General features: G+C 46.8%; 15 protein-coding genes. 6 read left to right on the top strand and 9 right to left on the bottom strand.

Going from position 1 to position 23,850, the window contains the following annotated elements:
- Positions 1-54: 54 nt before the first annotated feature.
- Positions 55-1,053 (bottom strand): LacI family DNA-binding transcriptional regulator, encoded by a 999-nt coding sequence (locus ATG66_RS05690; RefSeq protein WP_098414378.1) that lies wholly within the window; start codon positions 1,051-1,053, stop codon positions 55-57.
- 400 nt (positions 1,054-1,453) lie between these two features.
- On the opposite strand from ATG66_RS05690, the gene ATG66_RS05685 reads away from it, so the two are divergent.
- From ATG66_RS05685 to ATG66_RS05670, 4 genes are all read left to right on the top strand, one after another.
- Positions 1,454-3,880 (top strand): hypothetical protein, encoded by a 2,427-nt coding sequence (locus ATG66_RS05685; RefSeq protein ID WP_098414377.1) that lies wholly within the window; start codon positions 1,454-1,456, stop codon positions 3,878-3,880.
- Between the two features lie 228 nt (positions 3,881-4,108).
- A complete protein-coding gene (locus ATG66_RS05680; protein ID WP_257145720.1) occupies positions 4,109-5,701 on the top strand; it encodes a family 16 glycosylhydrolase in 1,593 nt (530 codons plus the stop codon).
- A 96-nt stretch (positions 5,702-5,797) separates the two neighbouring features.
- Positions 5,798-7,126: a carbohydrate porin gene (locus ATG66_RS05675; RefSeq protein WP_257145719.1), complete on the top strand. Its 1,329-nt coding sequence runs from the start codon at positions 5,798-5,800 to the stop codon at positions 7,124-7,126.
- Positions 7,127-7,477: 351 nt separating this feature from the next.
- On the top strand, positions 7,478-8,761 hold the full coding sequence (locus ATG66_RS05670; RefSeq protein WP_098414375.1) for a carbohydrate porin: 1,284 nt from the start codon (positions 7,478-7,480) through the stop codon (positions 8,759-8,761).
- A 191-nt stretch (positions 8,762-8,952) separates the two neighbouring features.
- Here ATG66_RS05670 and ATG66_RS05665 read toward each other — a convergent pair whose 3' ends face one another.
- A complete protein-coding gene (locus ATG66_RS05665; RefSeq protein ID WP_098414374.1) occupies positions 8,953-9,846 on the bottom strand; it encodes a helix-turn-helix domain-containing protein in 894 nt (297 codons plus the stop codon).
- A gap of 252 nt (positions 9,847-10,098) precedes the next feature.
- On the opposite strand from ATG66_RS05665, the gene ATG66_RS05655 reads away from it, so the two are divergent.
- Both ATG66_RS05655 and ATG66_RS05650 read left to right on the top strand, forming a co-directional pair.
- The gene (locus ATG66_RS05655) at positions 10,099-12,873 is read left to right on the top strand and encodes a glycoside hydrolase family 3 protein (RefSeq protein ID WP_098414372.1); all 2,775 of its coding nucleotides are present in this window, start codon (positions 10,099-10,101) and stop codon (positions 12,871-12,873) included.
- 193 nt (positions 12,874-13,066) lie between these two features.
- Positions 13,067-14,407 carry an MATE family efflux transporter gene (locus ATG66_RS05650; protein ID WP_098414371.1) on the top strand — a complete coding sequence of 447 codons (1,341 nt, stop codon included), beginning with the start codon at positions 13,067-13,069 and terminating at the stop codon, positions 14,405-14,407.
- Between the two features lie 85 nt (positions 14,408-14,492).
- On the opposite strand, the gene ATG66_RS05645 is transcribed toward ATG66_RS05650, so the two are convergent.
- From ATG66_RS05645 to ATG66_RS05610, 7 genes are all read right to left on the bottom strand, one after another.
- Positions 14,493-16,172 (bottom strand): RluA family pseudouridine synthase, encoded by a 1,680-nt coding sequence (locus ATG66_RS05645; protein ID WP_098414370.1) that lies wholly within the window; start codon positions 16,170-16,172, stop codon positions 14,493-14,495.
- Between the two features lie 73 nt (positions 16,173-16,245).
- Positions 16,246-16,647, bottom strand: a complete 402-nt coding sequence (locus tag ATG66_RS05640) for a hypothetical protein (protein WP_179885597.1) — start codon at positions 16,645-16,647, stop codon at positions 16,246-16,248.
- Between the two features lie 294 nt (positions 16,648-16,941).
- Positions 16,942-18,510, bottom strand: coding sequence for an alkyl hydroperoxide reductase subunit F (gene ahpF, locus ATG66_RS05630; RefSeq protein ID WP_098414529.1), 1,569 nt, complete (start codon positions 18,508-18,510; stop codon positions 16,942-16,944).
- A 148-nt stretch (positions 18,511-18,658) separates the two neighbouring features.
- Positions 18,659-19,216: an alkyl hydroperoxide reductase subunit C gene (gene ahpC, locus ATG66_RS05625; RefSeq protein WP_098414368.1), complete on the bottom strand. Its 558-nt coding sequence runs from the start codon at positions 19,214-19,216 to the stop codon at positions 18,659-18,661.
- Between the two features lie 170 nt (positions 19,217-19,386).
- Positions 19,387-20,496, bottom strand: a complete 1,110-nt coding sequence (locus tag ATG66_RS05620) for a lipocalin-like domain-containing protein (RefSeq protein ID WP_098414367.1) — start codon at positions 20,494-20,496, stop codon at positions 19,387-19,389.
- Entirely contained in the window at positions 20,496-22,979 is a 2,484-nt protein-coding gene (locus ATG66_RS05615; protein WP_098414366.1) for an ABC transporter permease, read from the bottom strand. Before ATG66_RS05615 ends, ATG66_RS05620 begins: the two co-directional genes overlap by 1 nt.
- Positions 22,972-23,676 (bottom strand): ABC transporter ATP-binding protein, encoded by a 705-nt coding sequence (locus ATG66_RS05610; protein ID WP_098414365.1) that lies wholly within the window; start codon positions 23,674-23,676, stop codon positions 22,972-22,974. Before ATG66_RS05610 ends, ATG66_RS05615 begins: the two co-directional genes overlap by 8 nt.
- Between the last annotated feature and the right edge of the window lie 174 nt (positions 23,677-23,850).

The raw sequence follows: 23,850 nt of genomic DNA, 5'->3' as shown, positions 1-23,850 counted from the left end.
GGAGAGGGCTGTTGATCTTTTCGGTTGTATTGAACCTCGACAAGTCAATCGATTTTAGGCGTGTACTCCAACCGAATCTCGTATCACTAATTGTGGCATCAGTTTGTGCTTGAGCGGGTAGGTTTGTTCTTTGACCATCGCCATTACCCCTTTGGCCGCTTCACATCCCATCTCTTGCACTGGGAAGTTAACAGTAGTCAGACGTGGGCGAATATGTTGACTGTGGGTATCGTTATCAAAGCCGACGACAGAAAGCTGCTCGCCGATGCTCAATCCTAGCTCTACAGCAACGTCATACACGGCCAGTGCAATATTGTCATTTTGGCAAAAAATAGCGCTGATTTCTGGGTCGCGCGCTAACAAACGTCGCGCTGCATCGTGATTACCGTCATGGTCGAAACGTCCTTCGACGATAAGATTGGCATCATAGCCAATACCGTGCTCGGCTAAGGCGTTACGGTAACCTTGGAGACGATCACGACTGTCAATTTTACTCAGTTGGCCGGTAATACAAGCTATTTTGGTGTGCCCGTGCTCTAGCAAATGTTTGGTTGCTAGGTAGCCGCCAAGTTCATTATCAATGTAGATGCACTTATCCGCGACTTCAGGAATATAGCGGTTGAGAAGGATGGTGGCCGGTGTTTCTTTAATCACGTCGATGAGCTCATCATCGGAGAGTGTATCTGAGTGAATAATCAGCCCGTCCACTCGCTTTGAGCACAGAAAATTAATCGAATCTTGTTCTTTACTGTGGGATTCTTGACCGCTGGTGACAATAAGATGAATGTTATGCTGACGAACCGTATTTTCAGCGTGGTGCATGAGTGGACCATAGAAAGGACCATCAAGCGAACCAACCAGCATACCAATACTGTTGGAGCGGCTCGACGCTAAAGCCTGAGCAAACGCGTTCGGTTTGTAGCCAAGCTTTTCAATCGCCTCAAAGACCTTTTTACGATTCGCTTCTTTTACCGTTGGGTGGCCGTTGATTGCTCTCGACACCGTGGATTGAGACACTTTGGCCAACTCAGAGACTTCTTTAATTGTGATCAACGGGGTGCCCTCTAATGTAAAACGGATTAATCTAGTGGTTATCTTACCTGCAACGGCATTGAACGCCTAGATATCTTAATAAATTTATGCACGAACTGGTGCCAAAATTTTTCCTAAATTTTCCTCTAAGACAATTGCTTAAAATGTGATCATTACAATAAGAAATCGCTTTCTTAACGTGTGTGCTCACATTTTATGCGGTTATTTATTTCTAGAATAAAAAATGAGCCTTAGAGCTACCACATACCAAAGTATTTGAGAAAGGAGCGGCTCGATTCTCATTAGTCTTCTTCTAGTTATGTAACTTCTAAGAAGTCTATTTTTTTGCCCCAAAAAGAAAGCGCTTTCTTTTTGGGGCAAAGTGAAATGAAAGAGTGAATAAAATAAAAGGAAAGATAGCATGAGAGTAACTAATCAGAGGTCTCGATTTGCCAAGGCGGCGTTATGTTCAGCGATTACCCTTGCGCTTATAGGCTGTGGTGATGAAAGCCTCAAAGAAAATATCATTACTGATCCTCCTGGAGGCGAAGATAGTGGCGATAGCGTGACGGTATCTGTTTCACCAGATTATAAACTGGAATTATTGTCTGGTGAGCATCTCTCGTTTGGAGGCGCGGTTACTGAAGTCAACGCAATTAATCCTGATAGTGTGGCGCCAGCGAGTTCGCTGGTGGTCAAACCTTTGGGAACCGTGATCAAAACAACTAAGCCTACCACAGCAGAAATATGGGCTGGTACCACGCTACCTGATTCAAAAACTCTCGAACTTAGTGAAAAACGTAGTCAAATAACCATGTGGGTCTATTCATCGGCAGTGGATATTCCTGTGTTGTTCAAAGTGGAAAATGCCAACAATGCCAACGAATTTGTCGAGGCTGAGGTGAGAACGACAAAGGCGAATGAATGGGAGCAATTGACCTTTGATTTCACCCAACCAAAAGGCGGTGAACTAAATCCAAGCTTTGTTTTTAATAAGAAGAGCGTTTTCTTTGATTTTGGCAACAGCGGGGTGGATAGGGTCGTTTATTGGGATAACGTTCGTCATGAAGGTTATGGATTGCTTGATCAGCCTCAACCGAAAAACTACCCAGTCTCTGATTCTGGCAAGCCTTTATTGGGTAACCCTGAATATCAGGCGATTTCATACGGTGCGTGGAGGGAAAGAGCACGTACTGATGGTGATACTGTCCCTTCAGTGGCACAGCATCTCGAAGATATGAAGATACTCTCGGCAATGGGTATCAAAATGGTGCGTACTTATAATACGCAGGGTTTTAAAGGAACAGACGGCCAAAGTAATACTGAAAACCTTTTGGCTGCGATACGCCTGTTAAAAGATCAAGCCGAGGCTGATGGCAAGAGCTTTGAAATGTACGTGATGTTAGGTGTTTGGATTGACGCTTTGAACTCATGGACAGGCAACCCTATTGACTCTAGCGTGGACTCTCCCAATAACGCTTTAGAAATCGCCAAGGCTAAAGAGTTGGCTCTAAAATACCCAGATATCGTCAAAGTTGTTGCAGTCGGTAACGAGGCGATGGTTGATTGGGCATCTTCTTATAAGGTTCATCCTTCGATCATCTTAGATCACGTCAATGATTTGCAGAGTTGGAAGCAAGCGCACGAGAGTATTCAAAACCTTTGGATTACGACGTCTGACAACTGGGCGGTATGGGCAGGAATAGACGCGAACGGTAACCAAAACGAACAAAGCGATTTAAAAGCTCTGATTCAAGCGGTGGATTATGTGTCTTTACATACTTACGCTTTCCACGATACGAAATGGCATCCGGAGTTAAGTGAGGAGTGGAAGGTTTCTGAGCAAGATCAGGGGCTTACTAAGGAAGAGCAAATTGCCACCGCGATGGATAAAGCATACGTTCATTCCTTAGAGCAATATGCTGCAGCGCAACAATTTATCCATGATGTCGACCCAAGTAAACCTATTCATATCGGGGAAACCGGGTGGTCTACCTTCTCTAACGAAGCTTATGGCGACGATGGTACTCAGGCAGCGGATGAATACAAGCAGAAGCTCTTCTACGATGACATGCGAGATTTTTCCAATAATTCAGGGGTTTCCCTGTTCTTCTTTCAAGCTTTTGATGAGCCGTGGAAAGGAGATGCTGCTAATAACGGGCACTCAGAGCAGCATTTCGGTTTGATTGATATCGATTGCCACGTGAAGTACACCGCTTGGGACAAAGTAAAAACGTTAAATGAACTAGGCCTAACGCGTGACTGCGCATTTTCGGCGAGTTATGGCGGAGTACTGGAAACGCTGTTGGCAGACGTGCAGCCACCGCCTTTTGCTCCTGTGGAGCAACCTCCTTTGGAGGGCGAATTTAAAGTGCTTGGTGCAAGCCTGTTCAGCGGCGCGAGTGCGATCGCATGGGAAGGTACCTCTTGGGCTGGCATTGATGATGATGGCGTACTGACTGTAGCGACATTGCCAGATAGTGCGAAAGACTGGGGGTGGGGGGCGCATATTGGTGATGACACTGTGCGTGACTTCAGCAACATTAAAACACTTAAGTTTGACATTCGAAGCTACACCGAGGGGGGCAAACCTCTGGCCGAGTTTGGTTTTGGGATCGGGTTCCAGTCTGACACTGGGGGAGAGTGGGCATCCAACCACACCATTCGTTTTAACGAAGGTGGCCGCCAGTTAACCACCGAGTGGCAGACCGTTGATGTTGACATTAGTGAGTTTTCTGGTGCGCCGGACCTGACCAAAATTGCCCAGCCATTCGTTGTGCATAACACCACGAACTCAGGGCTGACGGAATCGGAGATCCAAATTCGAAATATTTCGTGGTTCGAATAGTTATCTAAGAGACATTTAAGATGCGGGGGTCTTTGATGCAAGAAGTGGCAAAGAGCTCCTTAACTATTCGTTGTTCGAGCAATCAGGAAGATAGCTATTGCACTCATCAAGCGGCGTAGATGATTCACAGCAGCATGATGGCTGTGCGTGAACACGCATTAGAGTCAGTCGTTATCTATCAATTTTAAATCAACTTTCCGAGCGAAAATTAAAACGAGATGGTCAAAAATGATGCAAATTAAGTCAGTTAACGTGAAAAAACAGACGTTACCTAAATTATCGTTAATGTCGATATCACTATTGATGGCATTGACAGGTTGTCAGTCTACCAGCGAGCCAGTGACGTTTAGCGCAAGTGAGTTCGTTGACCCTACGGGCACTCCCGATCCAAGTTGGTCGCTAATATGGTCTGATGAATTTGAAGGCAATGAAATTAATCAGTCTAAATGGAGTCATGAAGAGAATTGCTGGGGTGGGGGTAATAACGAGAAGCAGTGTTATACCAAGCGGAAAGTAAACTCATTTGTGAAAGACGGCGTGCTCCATATTGTGGCCAAGGAAGGCAGCTATACCGGAGCCAACAACCCCGATGGAGACATGCGTAGCAAAGCGACTCTGCCTTTCACTTCTGCGCGTTTACGCACTCTTAATAAAGGTGACTGGAAATACGGTCGGTTTGAAATTAGGGCTCGCTTGCCATACGGGCAAGGCACTTGGCCTGCCATTTGGATGTTACCGTCAGACAATGTTTATGGAACATGGGCTGCCTCTGGAGAAATAGATATTGTAGAAGCGGTGAATCTAAAAACTCAGTCAGATGAAAAGGGGGCCCAGCCAGGTGATAGTGAATCGCGTATTCATGGCAGCTTGCATTATGGTCGGCAATGGCCGGAAAACGTTCACTCTGGCACTCAATTTCACTTACCCAATGATCTAAACCCCTCTGATGGTTTTCACACTTATGCGATTGAGTGGGAAGAGGGAGAAATCCGCTGGTATGTCGATAATAGTCACTATGCTACGCAGCGTCAGGAGGGGTGGTATGCCCAGTATAAAGATAATGGGCAGCTCGTAACGGCAGAGGCACCTGCGCCTTTTAATGAACGCTTTCATCTTCTGTTGAATTTAGCGGTTGGGGGATCGTGGGCTGGGAATACCAATGAAAAAGGCATTGACCACGGTATTTTCCCACAGACCATGGCAGTCGATTATGTGCGTGTATTCCAATGCTCTGTTGATCCTGAAACGGGTAAAGGTTGCGCAACCGTATCAGAAGAAGCGAAGTTTGTTGAAGGGAATAGTGCACCACTCATCATTGTTCCTGATGCGAATTATGGTAAAGGTGAGCAACTCTCTATTTTTGAAGAAGCGTTGAATAAGCACTTGATCTTGAGTGGTTACGACCCGGAGAAAAACATCGTTGTCAGTTATGAAGATCTTGCTGAACGCGGCAAGGTGATGAAAGTCACCAAAACTGGCAACACCGGTAACGCGTTTTTGATCTCACCGGAAGTGGATCTGAGTGATTGGGCTTCGGATGGTGAGTTAGTGTTTGATTTGAAAACGAAAGGCAACACTAATGGCTCAGAGTTGTTAGTTAAAATTGACAGCGGTTGGCCTACTGTAGGGGATTATTCTGTGCCTCTTAATGAGAGTGAAAAGTGGCACGAAGTCAGAATCAAACTTTCAGATATAAGCAATAACGGTAACCGATTTGCACCCGGCAACACGATAAACTTCAGCAAAGTAAAAAATCTGTTAGTCATCGAGCCGCTACAACCGATGACGGCTTACTTCGATAACATTCGTCTCGAGCGATAACGTGATAATTGATACATCAATTGACGCTTCTTTCAAAATCAAAAGAAAGCGCTTTCTAAATGATAAGAGGTAATGATGAGAATAACAACTGCCGCAATGTGTATAGCTACTGTACTGGGAATACCGAATCTTGCCAACGCTAATCAAACCGAAGGGTTTGAATTTCATGGATACTTCAGAACGGGCATTATGTTGAGTTCTGAAAACGATTTTAAACGTTCAAATTATGCAGGGCAGAAAGAAACCTTGGGACGACTTGGACTTGAGGCCGACAATGACTATAACGCTAACTTAGTCAGCAGATGGGATTTTGATGATGGACGAAATTTCAACATTCACTTTGGGGTGAGTAAACGTGGAGATGAGTCAGCACTGACCTCAAGTGCTGACTCAGTAGAAGCGGGGATCGGCAACGCGTACTTTGAATTAAACGGTATCACACCCTCCGGAACATTATGGGCCGGACGCCGCGAATACGGTAAAGAAGATAACTACATCTTCATGACAGACTTTTTCTATCATGATATGTCCGGTACAGGCCTTGGTATACAAGGTTATGAACTTGGGGATTCATTGGTGGACCTTGCTTATATAGTGAGTGACCGAGTAGATGAGGATATTGACCGTTGGGAGACGGATCCGGCAGAAATCGGAAACAACGCGACCAACCTGAATAATTTGCTTCATGTTGTGAATATTAGTTCGACTTTCGGTAACTTAAAACTGTCGGGGTTGTTGAAGGCGATGCCAGACAACTGGGACAGAGCGGGTAATGAGTGGGCGGAAATGGGCTTTGATTTGACCGCAACCTACAACTTAAGCAGTTTTTTTAGCATACCAGGTAACGGTTTCTCCAATATTATTATCCAAGCTGGTAAAGGGCTGGGCGCAGGCAACCTGCTCGGAGGAACTATAACGGACTATAACGCCTACCATCCCGGTTCGCTCGCGCAGGGTCAGCATAGTGACTGGGGGGCAGATGGACAGGCAAGCTATCTGTTAACCCAGTTAGAAGAGGATGATACCTCGGCTCGTGCAATGCTTTGGGGTGGATACTTCTTTGAAAATGGCGTGAGCCTATTTCCATCTATTCAGGCACAGTACAATGATATGGCAGAAGGAGACGCACGAACTGATGGGGGATACAACTACTGGGTGTCCGCAATGGTTCGTCCAACCATGCCTATTAGCCAACACTTTTATCTACAGGGCGAGGTTGGGTATGTCTATAACAATTGGAATGGCGGGTCTTGGACACAAAACAAAGCGACCATCTCGCCTACAGTGATTCTACCCACATCTCTTGGGGTTGCTCCTGAAATACGAATGTTTGCGACCTACTTGTCAGATTCTTGGACGAACATTGTTGATGGAGAGACAGAGTCTGATCTCATCGTTGGGATTCAGGCAGAAGTCTGGTGGTAACATCAAGTTTGCTTTAATTGGATTTGATAAATTATATAAAAGCCTCAAACATGTTTTTGAGGCTTTTATTATTTACAGAAATAATATTCAGATTGTTATTAGTTACTGACAATGTGACCCCCCTCACTGAGAAAGCGCTTTCTTGGTGAGTTTGATCACTTTCATGGTGAGTTTTTGCTCATATAATCCTTTTAAAAGTGCTTCTAAGTGAAACTTCATTGATGATTCAGGCTATTTCTGCCTTTTTGAGCTGAATCTAAGTGATCACTGAGAGGTTTAGGTAAAAAATTTTGCCCACCAAAGAAAGCGCTTTCTTTAACGTGAATATAATAATGAAATGATGGAGTTAATATGAAACTTTCAAAACTTACTGTTGCTTGCTTGGTCGCTACTGCAGGTTTATCTGCCGTACCAGTGGTACATGCTGAAAAATCTGATGGGTTTGAGTTCCACGGCTATTTTCGTGCAGGTGCTCTGTACAGTAAAAACGATGATTTCAAACGTTCAAAGTTCCCTGCTTCAAAAGAGCGTTTGGGTCGTTTGGGTATTGAGTCGGATAATCACTTCGAACTCGCCCTGCAAAAAAACTTTGAAAATGATGATGGCCAAAAAATTCGCATTAAAACTCGCGCTGGTGCGGATAACGCACAATCTGGCGGGAACAACCAGCTAGGTACTAATGCCGATGCGGCCAATAGTAGCATCGGTATGGTGGAGACGTTTGTTGAGTTCGATGGGGTGACTGATACCGGTACGCTATGGGGTGGTACACGTTTTTATGGCAAAGATAATTACATCTTTATGACAGACTTTTTCTATACCGACATGTCGGGCACTGGTGTTGGTATTGAGGGTATTGAGTTGGGTGGCAACAAGTGGGATTTCGCTTATATCGCAAGTGATGATGCAGAAGGTAATTTCTGGGCCACGGATGCAAATAACCCAATGCATTCAATCCATGTTGGTGTTGATTTTGACGGTATCGAGTTGCACGCCATGGGCAAATACCTACCAGATAATTTTGTTGATGGAACAGAATATGCTAGCGATGGTATGGAGGTGAGCGCTATTGTCCATTCAGAGAAAGTCTTTGGTTTGTCTGAAAAAGGTTTTACTAAGTACATTGCTCAAGTTGGTAAAGGTTTAGGCTCTGGTCAACTTCTTGGTGGTACGTTAACAACCTATAACGCATACAAGCCTGGTAACGGCGCGCTTGAAGGACCGTCAAAGATGAAAAAAGTAGACAGCGGCGATGTGTCAGCTCGTGCCCTTGTTTGGGGTGGCTACTTTTTTGAAAACGGGGTAAGTGTTTTCCACTCTATTCAAGGTCAGTACAACGATCTTGATAATGGTGGTGAAGACAGTTGGGCATCAGCGATGGTGCGTCCTTCATTCCCAGTATCAAAAAACTTTTCCATCGCAACTGAAGCTGGTTTCCAATACAACAAGTGGGAAGATGCGAATGGTGCCGGAGACGATGCAACCAACTACAAACTTACTGTTGCACCAACGGTTGTCGTTCCTACTGGGTTTGGTCCTGCGCCAGAAATCCGCTTTTTGGCAACGTACCTAGATGGATCTGAGCGTGATAAGGCCGATCTTCTGGTTGGTATTCAAGCAGACATGTGGTGGTAATTCGAGGGCAGTAACGGGAGAAATTGCCTTGCTTGAGAGTGGCTTTTTGGGGGAGTCACTCTGATTAATTAGCAACATACAGAGTTCACGACATTTATCTGTTTTTGTTGCATGGATGTGATAGAAGTTATTCATTCAGCCGCTCATAGAGCGGCTTTTTTCATATTGACAAACGTTTATTTGGTAGCCAATTAAGGCCTAAACTCTTTGTTTTTATCATGGGTTAGAGAGCGATAAGTCCTTGGCGTATGATTAAACTTCTGCTTAAAGCATTTCGAAAAGTAATTACTATCTGCAAATCCGCATTGTTCGGCGATGTGCTGCACCGATCGCTCATTCGCTTCGCACAATAATTTAGTCGCGTAATTCAATTGTACCTCTCGTAAATATTGATTGGGCGAGGTATCCAAAAATTGGCGAAACAGTCTTTCCAACTGACGTTTACTGATGAATGCCGCGTTGGCAATGGCGTCACTGTTAACGCCCACATCACTGAAATGTTGTTCAATAAACACTAAGGCTCGACTGAGAGCTAAGGTGGTTTGCGGTAATTCTTGGCTTTGATTTTGATACAGGCGAGCCAAGGCAATCACTAGCTGCTGCATTAAGCTGGTGAGCATTACCTCAAATCCTGGTTCAGATGCTTGGTATTCTGACTTCAATGCGGCGAGTAGGCGCTCAATCGCTGGCATCTGGTGACGGTCGAGGGTGAGCTTGGCTTTATAGTCTGTGGTTTGGCGGGCGATGGGTTCCACTTTGAACATCGCTTGATAGCCAGAGAGTTGGCGCATCGACGGGATTTCAAAGAAGGGCGTATGCGCGTCGAACATCAAGTTGATGATTTTTAGTCTATTTACGTCTCTAAATCCGTGTTCAATATCGCCATTAATAATAAATACATCCCCTTTACTAAGCGGGTATTCATACCCTGCTACTGTGTGTTTTCCGCTGCCACTGACGACCAAAAACAGTTCAGAAAAGTCATGTTTATGCGCTGCAAAGTCACAATGATGGTGCCCATCGACGTAGGCAAATTTGAGATGACTGTGCTTCTGGTGTGCTTTGAGTTGGTAGGTGATACTCACGTCGCGATATTCCTTTTTACAGTCGCCATTTTGGTAGAATGACGCACTCAGTCAGCATACTATTTCCTCATAGCAAAACGAACATTCATCGGCGTTTTTTATCCATTTTTGCTGTGCTGACGATGTTTTTATTACTCGCCAAAACGCACCTAAAGTGGGTCAAAGTGAGCGATGCCAATAACGCTTTGCGCGACGTGATGATATGTCATACCGCGCGTAGAAAAACAAAACTTAACGGTTGTGAGGTTGTGTATGAACAATAAACAAATTAGCCAAGCGCAAAAGAACCTCGTCTCTGTCAGCCGACAAGCGGCAGCGGAAGGAATTGTTCTTCTGAAAAATAACGACGCAGTTCTCCCTTTGAGAGCGCAAGATACCTTGTCTCTTTTTGGCCGCTGCCAGATAGATACTCATCGTAGCGGAACAGGTTCGGGTGGCGCGGTTAATGTGCCATATGCAATCAGCGCCTTAGAGGGGTTACGTGCCAACAGTAAGATTCGTTTGAACGAAGAGTTGGTCGCGGTTTATCACGATTGGATTGCTGAACATCCGTTTGATGATGGCGGTGGTGGCTGGGCGGCGGAACCTTGGTTCCAACAAGAAATGCCGCTTACTGATGATTTGGTTGCGAAAGCAGCGTCGAAATCTAACAAAGCCATGGTGTTCATTGGGCGCACTGCAGGAGAAGACCAAGACAATGCCGACGAGCCTGGCAGTTACCGTTTGACTGAGCAAGAAATGGACATGATAACCAAGGTCAGTCGCCATTTCTCGAATGTGATTGTGGTGATGAACGTGACCAATATTATGGACATGGCTTGGTTGAACCGCATTGAGGGTAAAACATCAGTCAAAGCGGTGTTATATAGCTGGGCCGCAGGAATGGAAGGGGGGCATGGTTTGGCGGATATCGTCTCTGGTGACACATCTCCAAGTGGTCGACTCACTGATTCTATCGCTTATCACCTTGCGGATTATCCCTCTTCGGCTAACTTCGGGCGTAACGATCGCAATGTTTATGTAGAAGATATCTACGTGGGTTACCGTTACTTTGAAACTTTCAATCCAGAAGTGGTGCAGTTTGAGTTTGGCGCAGGTTTATCGTACACCGAGTTCAGCCGCGATTTAGTTGAATTTACCACAGAAGAGCAGGGTGCAGAGGCGGTGCTTCACTTCGATGTGGAAGTGACCAACCTTGGGCGTGAGTTTTCGAGCAAAGAAGTCTTGCAGCTGTATGTGGAAGCGCCGCAAGGCAAGCTGGGTAAGCCAGCTCGTGTGCTCGCAGGGTTTGCCAAAACTCAAGAGCTTCAGCCCGGAGCCAGTGAGCTGGTGCGAGTTTCTGTCCCTGTGGCGTCACTGGCTTCTTACGATGATAGCGGCGCAACCGGACATCGTCATTGTTATGTTTTAGAAGCGGGCTGCTATGCGTTCTATTTGGGCGACAGTGTACGTAACGCCAAGCTTGTTGCAGCGACATTCCAGTTAGAAGAGTTATTAGTGGTTGAAGTGTTGAGTGAAGCCTGTGCGCCCATTTATGAATTTGAACGCATGAAACCGGCACAAAAAAATGAAAATGGCACGTATTTATTAAGTCATGAACCCACGCCACAGCGCTCGGTCTCGATGGCGGAACGTATTCAAGCCAATCTGCCTCGCACGCTTAAAATGGTCGGTAATCAAGGCATCAAGTTGATGGATGTAAAACAAGGTAAAGCGAGCCTTGAGGATTTTGTCGCACAGATGTCACCTGAGCAACTTGCGACGATTGTACGCGGAGAGGGCATGTGTAGTCCGAAGGTCACACCGGGAACGGCAGCGGCGTTTGGTGGTGTGTCTGATAGTTTATTTGAGTTGGGCATTCCTGTCGCCGCCGCGGCAGATGGGCCGTCCGGCATTCGTATGGACAGTGGTCATAAAGCGACCCAAGTCCCCATTGGTACCTTACTTGGCTGTACTTGGAACTCAGTATTGAATGAAGAGTTGTTCTTTCTGATTGGTCAGGAGCTGCGCGCAAACCAGATTGATACGTTGCTTGGTCCTGGTATCAATATTCATCGCCATCCGTTGAATGGTCGCAACTTCGAATACTTCTCAGAAGACGCATTGATGACGGGTATGATGGCGGCAGCGCAAACTCGTGGTTTAAGCAAAGCAGGCGTGTCCGGCACCATCAAGCACTACGCGGCGAACGATCAGGAAACCGCACGTGTGGATGTCGACAGCGTTATGTCCGAACGAGCGCTGCGTGAAATTCACATCAAGCCGTTTGAAATGGCCGTAAAATACGGTCAAGCCACGACTATTATGACCTCTTATAACCCTGTTAATGGTTATTGGGCGGCCTCTAATTATGATTTGAATACGACCATCTTACGTGACGAGTGGGGCTTTACCGGCATTGTGATGACTGATTGGTGGGCGAAAATGAATGACCCCATTGAAGCGGGCGACGAGAGTAAAACCTTCACATCGTTTATGGTGCGTGCGCAAAACGATCTTTACATGGTAGTGGAGAACGATGGCGCAGAGAAGAACGCAATGGGGGATGACACCTTGCCAGCGCTAGACAATGGCACACTGACGATTGGTGAGTTGCAACGCAGTGCGATGAACATTTGCCGCTTTATCATGGCTGCGCCTGTAATGAACCGTCCACTCAAAGCGTACGAACCAGTTAAAACTTTTGTGGCGCAATCACAGCGACCGCTGGGGAATATCTACTCGGTGGAACAAGACATTGTGCTTAATACCAAAGTGGATACTTCGTTGGTGCTTGAAGTGGCCGAAGAAGGTGTTTACCAGTTTAGCGGTATGATGAAATACCAGCGTGATTCATTGGCTCAGTCTTCTTGCAGTTTGTTCCTTAATGGGGATTTCAGCATGACGTTGCCATTGCATGGCACTGATGGTGAGCTGATCATGGTAGAAGGGTTAAAAGTAAAGCTGGAACCGGGGTTCTATACCTTGGATATTAATTTTGTGAAGCCGGGTTTAGAGCTAGAAAAAATTATTATTATCAGCGAATGAAAATAAATTGATCTGCTGATTGTTCAGTGCGAAAAACAGCGTGCTGTGGTGTTGGGGGGACGTTCATTCTCCCCTTAGAAAAGCAGCGTGACATTTTGTACAAAAGATATACAATCCGCGCGTAAAGTAAATAATGTTAGCTGCCTCACAGGATTCTGTTGGGCAGCTTTCTGTTTAGGAAAGGTCAAAACACATGCCTAAAAGCCAAAATATCAACCAACGTATGTCCATCGTGGCATTGGCTTGGCCGATACTTGTCGAAATTTTGCTACGGACGGCTTTGGGAACCAGTGACGTATTCATGTTGAGTAGTTACTCAGACAAAGCGGTGTCTGCGGTAGGGGTAATTACGCAATTAACCTTTTTCCTGATCATCGTATCGACATTTGTGAGTAGCGGTACGGGTATTCTGATTGCGCAATATAACGGTGCTGGTCGTGAGAAAGATTCCGTCAATGTTGGTGTCGCCAGTATCGCATTGTCCGTGATTGTCGGCATATTCTTGAGTGTGCTTGCGGTGGGTGGGGCGATGTTCTTCTTGCCATATTATGGATTAGAAGCGCAAGTTGAGCAGTACGCGCGTGAGTATTTACTGATCAGCGGTGCGATGACGTTCAACGTCACCATCGGTATAGTGTTCACCACGATTTTACGCAGTCACGGTTATTCGCGCTCACCGATGGTGGTCAACTTGATCTCTGGTGTGTTCAACATCGTGGGTAACTATATTGCTCTTTATCAACCATTTGGTTTGCCAGTTTACGGCGTTGAAGGCGTCGCCGTTGCGACGGTGATTAGCCAAGCGATTGGGGCGCTCTTACTGGGTGTGATTTTGACGCGAAGCAACATTGAATTGCCAATGTCGACGCTCAAAAAAATACCCAAAGACGTATACAAACGGATCCTTAAAATCGGTGGTATGAACGCGGGCGAAGTGCTTTCCTACAATATGGCACAGATCTGCATTGTCTACTTCGTGGTACAAATGGGCACCTCGTCTCTGGCGGCGTTTACCTACGCTCAAAACATTGCGCGTTTGTCGTTCGCGTTTGCATTGGCGATTGGTCAGGCTGCGCAAATCCAGACCAGTTACTACGTCGGAAAAGGTTGGGTCAGTAGCATTCTAAAACGCGTGCAGATCTACTTCTTGGTCGGTTTTGCCGCATCAACCGTGGCGACGTGTTTGATTTATTTGTTCCGTGAAGAGATTCTCAGCGTGTTCACCGACCAACCAGAGATCTTGGCTTTGGCGGGAGCGCTAATGATGGGATCTATTCTTCTAGAAGCGGGACGCGTGTTTAACTTGGTCTTTATTTCGGCGCTAAAAGGTGCAGGTGATATCAAATTTCCCGTACAAATGGGCATTCTGAGTATGTGGGGGTTAGGTGTGGTGTTCTCTTATGTTTTCGGTATTCATATGGGCTACGGTGTGCTGGGGGCATGGATGGCGATTGCTCTGGATGAATGGGTACGCGGTATCATCATGGCGAGACGTTGGCGCTCACAGGTGTGGACTCAATTTAAGGTGAGTTAAGCCTAGCGTCTGAATGATGATACTAAAAAGGCACGCTAACTGGTGCCTTTTTGCTATCGGAGGTTTGGGGCAGAATGACGTTGGTTTAAAACGCACACTGGGCTTGGAATCGCATACGCTCTTTGCTGTATGGGTGATCCAGTTCCAACCTCTCGGCATGTAAGTGCAGGCGGTCGGCTTTTTCGCCATACAAACCATCGCCAACCATTGGCAGGTTTAAGCCCATGTGGTGGGCACTGTGTACACGTAATTGATGAGTACGACCTGTTTTAGGGTACATGTACACTTTACTGTGGCCATTTTGGACGTCGATGAGTTGCCAGTCAGTTTCCGCAGGTTTGCCGTGTTCAAAGCAGACTAATTGACGCGGGCGATCGTCTGGGTCGCCTCGCATTGGCAGTGAAATTGTCCCTTCGGCTTGGGTTAATTCACCTTCTAACAACGCTATATAACGTTTTTTTACTTCACGTGAGATGAATTGCTTTTGCAAGCTTTTGTTCGCACGCTTAGTTAAGGCAAACACCAAAATACCGGATGTTGCCATGTCGAGCCGGTGGATGACGAATGGCCCTTCCACATCGGTAAACATCGCTTGCAGGCGTGTGTACGCAGAATCTTTAATGGTTTTACCCGGAACCGAGAGCAAGCCAGAGGGCTTGCTGACCACGACCATAGCCTCGTCTTGAAAGATAATTTCCAGTGCCTTATCTTCTGCCCAATTTTTTGCCAATGGGTTCGGTTCAACGTCCAGTCCCTGCAGCATATGGCTTAGAATAGGCTGGCACTTGCTGTGGCATGATGGGTAGAACTTTTTGTGTTGGCGAACTTCAGATTTTGGCGAGACACCCCACCAAAACTCCGCCAAAGCTAAGGGTTTAAAGTGGTGCTTAAACGCGTATTGGAGCAGTTTCGGCGCTGCGCACTCGCCTGCACCAGCTGGTGGCACGGGGTTAGTTGTGTCGGCGAAAATATCGACCAAGTCACGTGTTTCCCCTTGACCATTGAGGAAACAATATTGCCGGTGCAGTTTGTGCTGCAAAGCGTTAGAAAGTGCTTTGCGTTGCTCTTTACACTGTGCTAGTTGCAGTTCCAACTCCGCCAAGCGTGCCTCTTTAATCGAGAGTTTTTCATCCCAAACTTGCTTTAAATACTTAAGCGTATTTTTCTCGGCGACACTCTGTTTCGCCAAGTCGTCAAGTAAGGTTTTGAGCGTATCGGGAGTGAGCGTTTGCTTCGCCTGTTGGCGTTGCTGTTTGCGATTGGCTCGGCCCTCAATCATTATTTGGCGTTGCGCGAGCTCTTTTTGCTGATAGGTCGCTCGGTCAGCGTGAATTTGCGCTTTGAGATCGGCAAGTTCAGGGTTTGCTGCGCAGGCTTTGTATTGAATGTTCGCGGCGTTAATGGCGTCGGTTTCTGCGCGGAAAAATCCTTGATCAGTCAACATGTCATACACAGGCGGAACAAAACTTGGCAGCAAATTTTGATCCGCTATTTTGCCTGAAAATGCACTCAGAAACCCGAGTTGTCCTTGTGGATTTTCAACCACAAGGACGCCAAACATTTTGCCTCGTCCTGCCTCCTCGTGATGCAAACCAAAATCATGGTTGAAATCAGTTTGTGTCAGTAGATGCTGTTGCAGTTGTTCTGCCGCCAACACACACAAGGGATGAGGCGTGTAGTAGAACGGAAACGTAAACAACATTGGCAATGCATAGCCAGAAGTATCTGCAGTAAAACGAGTAAAACAATGTTCAGGCGAGTGCATGAGGCGTTATCCGAGCGAGTAAAAAAATCGAGCGAGGATTGTACCTGTTTGAGTCAGGATTGCCATGCTGGCTTTAGCGAACGTAGTTGGCGGTAGCGCTAACTAAAAAGTGCTGCAATTTCCCGTCTGACGTTTGTACCCATAAATCATTGTGGTATTGGTAGATACGGCCATTGATGGTGGCAGACAAGGTATTGTCACCCGTTTTTTCCATGCGAATAAATTGATCCGATGTGACTAAGAACGGCGTTTGCTCTTCAATGTTTTGGCCTGTCGCCAAGATGAAGTAGCCGAATCGGTTGCCTGCATCAGGGTCGGTTGAGTAGATTCGATGCCCTACCAACGTGTAGTGATCACTGAGCGCTTGCTCAAGCGTTTTCTGCCCTATGGTTTCGTGTGATGGGATAAATACCCAAGCCAACACACCAGCGGCTACAACTGCCAGTAGAAGCAGTGCCTGAATGAACTTTCTCATGATAAATACCGTTTAACGTTGAAATTTCACATGTGCTTATCCGCTATGCGAATAACAAAGTCAATACGGATAGTGGTTTTGTCGCGTGTTTTTATCCAGCTGTGATTCACAAATACTCAGCCTTAAAACCAAAAAAGCCAGCAAAGATATCTGCTGGCAAAGTTTTTGGGCTTCTAGGGTTTTGTTTTCTTTCTTGTCACTCTATTTCCGGTCACGTATGGAGGCACGGTGTCTCGGTGGGTTTTCAGGGGAAGAAAACACCGCGCTGTGCGCTTTGTGTACAAAAATCTGGCGTTAATCTTGTTTGCGAATTAGGTAATCAAATGCGCCTAAGCTTGCTTTTGCACCTTCCCCCATCGCAATGATGATCTGCTTGTATGGTACTGTGGTTGCGTCACCGGCTGCGAAGACACCTTCTAGGCTGGTTTCACCACGGCTACCGACTTCAATCTCGCCGCGCTCAGATAGGGCTACTTCTGAATCTTTTAGCCATTCGGTGTTTGGCACCAGACCGATTTGGACAAAGATACCTGACAGTTCAATCTCTTTGATGTCATCTGTGTTGCGGTCTTTGTATTTCAAGCTTGTTACGCGTTGGCCATCACCGACCACTTCGGTGGTTTGCGCCATCGTGATGATGTCGACGTTGGGTAGTGAGTTCGCTTTATCAATCAATACTTGGTCTGCGCGCAGTACGTCAGCAAATTCAAGCACGGTTACATGCTCAACAATACCTGCTAAATCGATAGCCGCTTCGATGCCGGAATTACCGCCACCGATAACCGCGGTTTTCTTGCCTTTGAATAGCGGTCCGTCACAGTGTGGGCAGTATGCGACGCCTTTGTTGCGGTACGCTTGCTCGCCCGGAACGTTCATTTCACGCCAGCGTGCTCCTGGGCTTAAGATGACGCTCTTACTCTTTAGCGTTGCGCCGCTTTCAAGTTGGATGTGAATCAAGCCATCGTCTGTGTGCGCTGCGCCCATTAGTTTCTCAGCTTGTTGCTCAGTCACCACGTCTACGTCGTATTCTTTTAGATGCTCGGCTAGGTCTGTTGTTAGCTTGGGACCTTCAGTGCGTTTTACCGAAATGAAGTTCTCGATTGCCATGGTGTCCATCACCTGACCACCGAAACGTTTTGCTACGACACCCGTGCGAATGCCTTTACGCGCTGCGTACAATGCAGCCGCGCTACCACCAGGGCCACCGCCGACCACCAGTACGTCGTATGGGTCTTTTTCGCTGAGTGCTTTGGCAGCCTTCTCGCTCGCGCCGTCATCGACTTTGTTGAGGATTTCAGTCAGAGACATACGACCTTGACCGAATAGCTCACCGTTCACGAATACGCTTGGTACCGCCATGATGTCGCGTTGCTTCACCTCATCTTGGAATAGTGCGCCGTCGATCATGGTGGCTTTCACTTTCGGGTTGATCGCCGCCATCATGTTGAACGCCTGAACCACATCTGGACAGTTTTGGCACGACAGAGAAATGAACACTTCAACTTCCAACTCTTTATCTAGCGCGGCGATTTGTTCAATCACTTCCGGCTCTAGTTTGATTGGGTGACCACCAGAGTGCAGCAGTGCCAATACCAGTGAGGTAAATTCATGCCCCATTGGTAGGCCAGCAAAGCGAAGTGCGGTGCCTTTTACTGGGTTGGTGACCGCCATTACTGGTTTACGTGCGCTTGCGTTGTCGTCACGTTCAACGGTGATGAAGTCGCTCATCTCTGCGATTTGGTTCGCAAGAGCAAGAATGTCATTCGATGCTTTGCTTTCATCTAGACTAACCACAAGACGCACGTCTTCTTTTACATTAGCCAGATATTGTTTGAGTTGTTGTTGGATAGCTTGGTCTAACATCATTGTTAATGCCTTAATTTAAATGGTTACTCTGGATAAAATCAGTAGAGGGAGAGCAATCCGGGCAGAAGGTCGTCAAGGTACCTACCCAGAGTGCTCTCTTAATTAATTTCTATTTGTAGATTGGATCAGCGTTGTCGAATCGGGATTAGATTTTGCCGACTAGGTCTAGAGAAGGCGCGAGTGTCTCTTCACCTTCTTTCCATTTTGCTGGACATACTTCACCTGGGTGCGCGGCTACGTACTGAGCGGCTTTCACTTTACGTAGTAGGTCTTCTGCGTCACGACCGATACCTTCAGCAGTGATTTCCATTGCTTGGATAGTACCTTCTGGGTCGATTAGGAACGTTGCACGGTCTGCAAGACCTTGGCCTTCACGCATCACACCGAAGTTGTTGGTGATGTTGCCTGTTTGGTCGCCAAGCATGTAGTACTGGATTTTGCCGATGGTGTCTGAGCTATCGTGCCAAGCTTTGTGAGTGAAGTGTGTGTCAGTTGATACTGAGTACACTTCAACGCCGCGTTTTTGTAGCTCTTCGTACTGGTCTGCTAGGTCACCTAGTTCTGTCGGACATACGAATGTGAAGTCTGCTGGGTAGAAGAAGAATACCGCCCATTTACCGAGAACATCTTGTTCTGTTACTTCAACGAATTCGCCGTTTTTAAATGCAGTTGCTGTAAATGGTTTGATTTGTGTATTAATCATTTTTTACTTTCCTCAAAATGTTTAGGGTGAGCAGTTCTTTGCTTTCGGAAAGTATATTCGCATCCAGTTGAGTTTAAATAAAATCACTTGTAGCTATCCTATTGATAGCTAATTCCTATCTTTTGGGATAGGGAATGCCGAGGTTTGCAGCTGGTGTTGATAGGTGTTGTTCAATAGCCAGTCAGCTCGATATAGCCAGTACCGAAATGAGACCCCTTAATGATCACGGGCCCTTCCCAGTAAGGGACTGACAATGGCATTTTGGCTTTTGGATTCAGCGCCGAGATAGTGAGCTCAACTTGTTGGCTTGGAATTGAAAGGTACCATTCGGTTGGGTAATCACGGTCTTGAATTTTTGTATGCGTGGTGGTCTGCAAGCTGATATCACTTTGTGGAATGGCGGTTCCCGTCCCCTCTTGACGCATCAATCTTGCGTGTGAGTAACTCGCTTGTCCGGTTTTTGAATCACGAAGTTGGAAGACCACTAAGCGGGTTTCATCGCTTAGCCTTAACGCAAACCAATCCCAGCCTTGTTGTGAGTCGAGCAAGAACTGCGAGCTCCATTCTCTGTCTAGCCAGCCTTGGCCCGATACCCGATGAGTTTTACCATCCATAGTGACTTCGCCTGTAACATCAATAAACGGCTGGCTGTAGTAATACGACGCGACCTGACCATCGGCACTTTTGGCGCTGTAGCCTTGCTCGCCTTGTTTGTGGTAAGGCGCATCACTGGTTAGCGTGAGTGAGTAGCCAAATTGGTCGGAGTTAACGTTGAGCGTGGCAGGGAAAAGATCTTCAGTAGAAGACGTCCATTGCCAATCATCAAGATAAACACGAAATGGAGAGGCGTCCACACCAGCAAGGTCGGCTTGAGCCCGAGACCATTTTTCATCGGCGTAGTGTTTGTCTGGAGTGGTTACGGCGCTGTGTGCCATGTAGATTTGCTGGCTTTGCCATACGGTTTTCTTGGCCTCGCTGTCACGGTTTTTCGGTGCGGCGGCGAAGCGGAACTGTGTCCATTGCACACCAAGTGGATTGCCTACTTCATCGGTCAAGTTAGCGGTTAAATACCACCATTCATGGCGAAAATCGTGATGTGCTTGATGGTCGGCTGGGAAGGCGAGCTTAACTCCCTTTATTACGGGGGTGAATTGTTCGCGCTCGGTGCGTGCTTCACTGCCACCTAATAACGTCCCCATGTTTTGCGGTTGTGGTTCATCGCATGCAAAAAGGGAAAAAGCGCAGAAGATAACAGTGAAAATTCTAATTAGAACATTCATCACAATACCTCACTCTGTAAGCTGGAAACGACGGGTTTGCTCACCAAGCGCCATAGTGGAAGCAAGGTAGCCATGACCGCAACCAAAATGGTGATGGCGACAATACTTAAGGCGTCACTCCAGTTCCACAGGTAATTCAAGCTCCACCCAAAGGCGCGCAAGGTGACGATATCCGTCAATACATAACCCACCATGGCACCAAGGGGTAGGGCGATAACCAGAGTGAAGCTGACCAAAGCCACGATTTGTCCAACAACCATGGTCATTAATTTTTGGCGGTTCACGCCAAGTGCATACAGCCTTGCAATCGCAGCTTTACGCGCGTCAAGCAACATAAAGCAGGCGCTGAACAAACCAATCACGGCCACCATTAAAGTCACGCCATTGAGTGCACGGGTGATGGCAAAAGTTTGTGAGAAGATGTCTAAAGCGATGGATTTGATTTGCGCTTGGTCGTATAGCTGACTTGGGTGCAAGTTCAATTGCTGACGTAGCTGGTTGTACACTTTCTCCTGATCGCCAGAGACTTTAATCCCAAGGCTCGTCGGTAAGTTAGTAAAGCCGCTCTCTCGCCACAGTTTAGGAGCAAGCAATATTTCACCATTAGGAGAGCCATAGTCGTGGAAAATAGCGCCAACAATCAGCGTGTTGTTTTGTAGTCCGTCGAGTTTTAATGCACTGCCAAGTGATAAATCAAGCTTCACGGCCGTGGGTTCACTAATCGCGACGAATTCACCTTGATAAAAGCGTTGCCAGAATTGAGGAAGATGCGATTGAAACACCATTGTTTGCTCTAGGGTGTCTTTATCTTTAGTACCAAGCTGGACCGGTAAACCTTGCAAGTTATCATCGACATAATACTGCTTGTAAACGGTCTCAACGTTGTCGAACTGCTCCAGAGCGCGCTCAACGTTTGCGATGTCACCTTGTGAAGGACTGACGTAAATATCCGCATGCAGCCTTTGTGCTAACCATTGATTTAAGGTCGATTCAAAACTGCCGACTAGAGTGTTCATGCCCATGTTTGCGGTGACCGCAAGCAACAATGCCATCATGGCGAGCGAGAGTGGAGAAATCAGTTCACGTAGCTCAGCAAACAGGTATTGCACCAACCCTGATGTGCTGTGTTGTTCGCTCCAATGGGTTAATACGCTGAGGGTTTTCGGTAGATACAAAGGAATTGAGACCACCAACACACCAAGCCATGCCATGGTGAATCTATGATGCTCACTCAACCACAAACCTGCCATTGCTAGCACGGTGAGCACAAGGCCAATTACAAACAGTTGATTTTCGTTGGATGTTTCTGGCGCTTGATAAAAGCCGCCATGAGAAGAGAGCGGCTGACGGACTCGCTGCTTAAAGTGCTGCCAACAAGCGAGCAAAGTCGCGGCTAAAGTGAGCAATAGCGCTTGTGCCCACCATTGCCACTGCCATGTTCCTGGGAGCAGAGTGGCACCATAAAGTTGCTCAAGCGTAAGCGCAACCGTTGGGTGTAGCCAATGGCTGAGCTGTATGCCTAACACGAAACCAAGTGAAGCACCAAACGTCACCAGAATGGCGAGTTCAACTAGCAATGCAGAGAAGATAACTCTGGGCGTCATACCTGCTTGCTGGATTTGCACTAACAGTCGATTACGTTTGAGCAAGCTGTACTTCACGCCATTGTAGGCGATGAACAGGCCAACCAAAAACGCCAGCAAACTCATAGCAGTCAGGTTGAGATGAAAGCTTTCGGTCAAAGAACCAAGGTCTGCACTTTGATTGTTGGTTATCCATTGCCCTTGATCGCCAATCAACTTTTTCCATTTCTTCGCTGAAGCGGAATCCGATTCAAAAACGGCGATATAGCTCAGCTGTCCACGTTTGTTAAGGAGCTGCTGGGCGAAGCCAATGTCCATCAACATTCGACTGCCCAGTTGCCACTCATCTGGCAGCACAACGACTTTTGTTTTGATTTCATCCAGAGTCAGAGTTTCCGCTGCACCAAGGTTTTGGTGTTGGGACTGACTCATCATCACAATCGGTTCACCAGCCAATAGTTGAGGCAGAGGCAAGGCGTTATTAAACAGAGAGACATTTTGTTGGTTATCGGTGGAGTAGCGAGATCTGGAGGTGAGTGCCGCTATCAATTCACTGCCTTGTACTGACCAGCGGCGACCTTGCCCATCCCTGACTCGCCCTTCAATTATTGGCAATGAGGCACTTAACCCATTCTGCCTTGAGGACAAGTAGAGTGATTCAGGTAAGTAGTTCTGCCCTGCTGGTGGAATAATGAGGTTTTGTGCTTGCACACTAAGCTGCTCAGTAGATTCGGTATAACTGCGTTTAGCATTGAGGTTGATGGCTTGCACCGCGACAAATAATGTCACTGCTAGCACGATACCAATCAAAATCGCTGCAGCTTGCAGTGGCGCTTGCCGATAATGTGAGGCAAACAAATTCAGTGCTAGCTTGGTGTGGATGAATCTAGTTTTAATCATGGCGCAGCTCGCGGTTGCGTGTTTCTTGCTCACGACCTAGATGACCATTTTTAAGGTGGAATTGAGTTTGCATAAATTCGGCACATTTTGGACTATGAGTGACGAGCAGAACCGCGGTTTTTCCTTGGGTCGTGATTTCGCTCAGTAATCTCATTACCTCCAATCCGGCTTTTTGGTCGAGGTTGCCGGTCGGTTCATCGGCTAACAACAGTTTGGGTTGGTGGGCTAATGCTCTAGCGATAGCAACGCGCTGCTGTTGACCGCCAGAAAGTGTGGAGACATGTCTATCGAGTAGAGCGTTGATGTCTAGCGTTGCCACCAAATAGTCACACCATTCATTCCACTTTTGCTGATTCAAATGAAGTGGAAAGACAATGTTCTGTTTGACGTTTAACGGAGTTAACAGATTGAATTGTTGGAAGATGACACCGAGCGTTTGATGGCGAAAGCGACTCCATTGCGGGTCTTTCCAAATCGCCGTGTTTTCTCCATCTAGCCATAACTCACCACTTGAGAGAGGTTCGAAGCCTGCAATGACATTGAGTAGCGTGCTTTTTCCGCTGCCACTTGCTCCCGTTAGTGCCACGCTTGCGCCGCTCGCAAGAGTAAAGGCGACATCGTTCAGCACACGGTGTGTCTCCTTGCCATCGATAAAGCTTTTGCTGGCACTTTTGAGTACGACAAGTGAGTTTTCCATTTCCTCTCCTTGCATCTAGTTGATGTGTGTCTTTTGGCAGTTTTCTATCTATAAGATTCTAGACAACAAATTGAAAAAGATAGCGATTTACATCGACTTCCTGACAATTTTACTCAGAGGAATAAGGTATGGATTAGTGGGTTGAGAGGGGCTGGCATTAAAAAGCTCGAGCGA

The organism is Vibrio sp. ES.051 (assembly GCF_002563795.1).
In the GTDB taxonomy this organism is placed as follows: domain Bacteria; phylum Pseudomonadota; class Gammaproteobacteria; order Enterobacterales; family Vibrionaceae; genus Vibrio.
The sequence above is the reverse complement of the archived record's forward strand: the minus strand, read 5'-3'. Positions and strand labels throughout refer to the sequence as shown.

Bases quoted from the DNA above. Each gene is read 5' to 3' on its own strand.
- ATG66_RS05685 (WP_098414377.1), top strand. From the start codon at position 1,454: ATGAGAGTAACTAATCAGAGGTCTCGATTTGCCAAGGCGGCGTTATGT.
- ATG66_RS05680 (WP_257145720.1), top strand. From the start codon at position 4,109: ATGATGCAAATTAAGTCAGTTAACGTGAAAAAACAGACGTTACCTAAA.
- ATG66_RS05675 (WP_257145719.1), top strand. From the start codon at position 5,798: ATGTGTATAGCTACTGTACTGGGAATACCGAATCTTGCCAACGCTAAT.
- ATG66_RS05670 (WP_098414375.1), top strand. From the start codon at position 7,478: ATGAAACTTTCAAAACTTACTGTTGCTTGCTTGGTCGCTACTGCAGGT.
- ATG66_RS05655 (WP_098414372.1), top strand. From the start codon at position 10,099: ATGAACAATAAACAAATTAGCCAAGCGCAAAAGAACCTCGTCTCTGTC.
- ATG66_RS05650 (WP_098414371.1), top strand. From the start codon at position 13,067: ATGCCTAAAAGCCAAAATATCAACCAACGTATGTCCATCGTGGCATTG.
- ATG66_RS05645 (WP_098414370.1), bottom strand. From the start codon at position 16,172: ATGCACTCGCCTGAACATTGTTTTACTCGTTTTACTGCAGATACTTCT.
- ATG66_RS05640 (WP_179885597.1), bottom strand. From the start codon at position 16,647: ATGAGAAAGTTCATTCAGGCACTGCTTCTACTGGCAGTTGTAGCCGCT.
- ahpF (WP_098414529.1), bottom strand. From the start codon at position 18,510: ATGTTAGACCAAGCTATCCAACAACAACTCAAACAATATCTGGCTAAT.
- ahpC (WP_098414368.1), bottom strand. From the start codon at position 19,216: ATGATTAATACACAAATCAAACCATTTACAGCAACTGCATTTAAAAAC.
- ATG66_RS05620 (WP_098414367.1), bottom strand. From the start codon at position 20,496: ATGAATGTTCTAATTAGAATTTTCACTGTTATCTTCTGCGCTTTTTCC.
- ATG66_RS05615 (WP_098414366.1), bottom strand. From the start codon at position 22,979: ATGATTAAAACTAGATTCATCCACACCAAGCTAGCACTGAATTTGTTT.
- ATG66_RS05610 (WP_098414365.1), bottom strand. From the start codon at position 23,676: ATGGAAAACTCACTTGTCGTACTCAAAAGTGCCAGCAAAAGCTTTATC.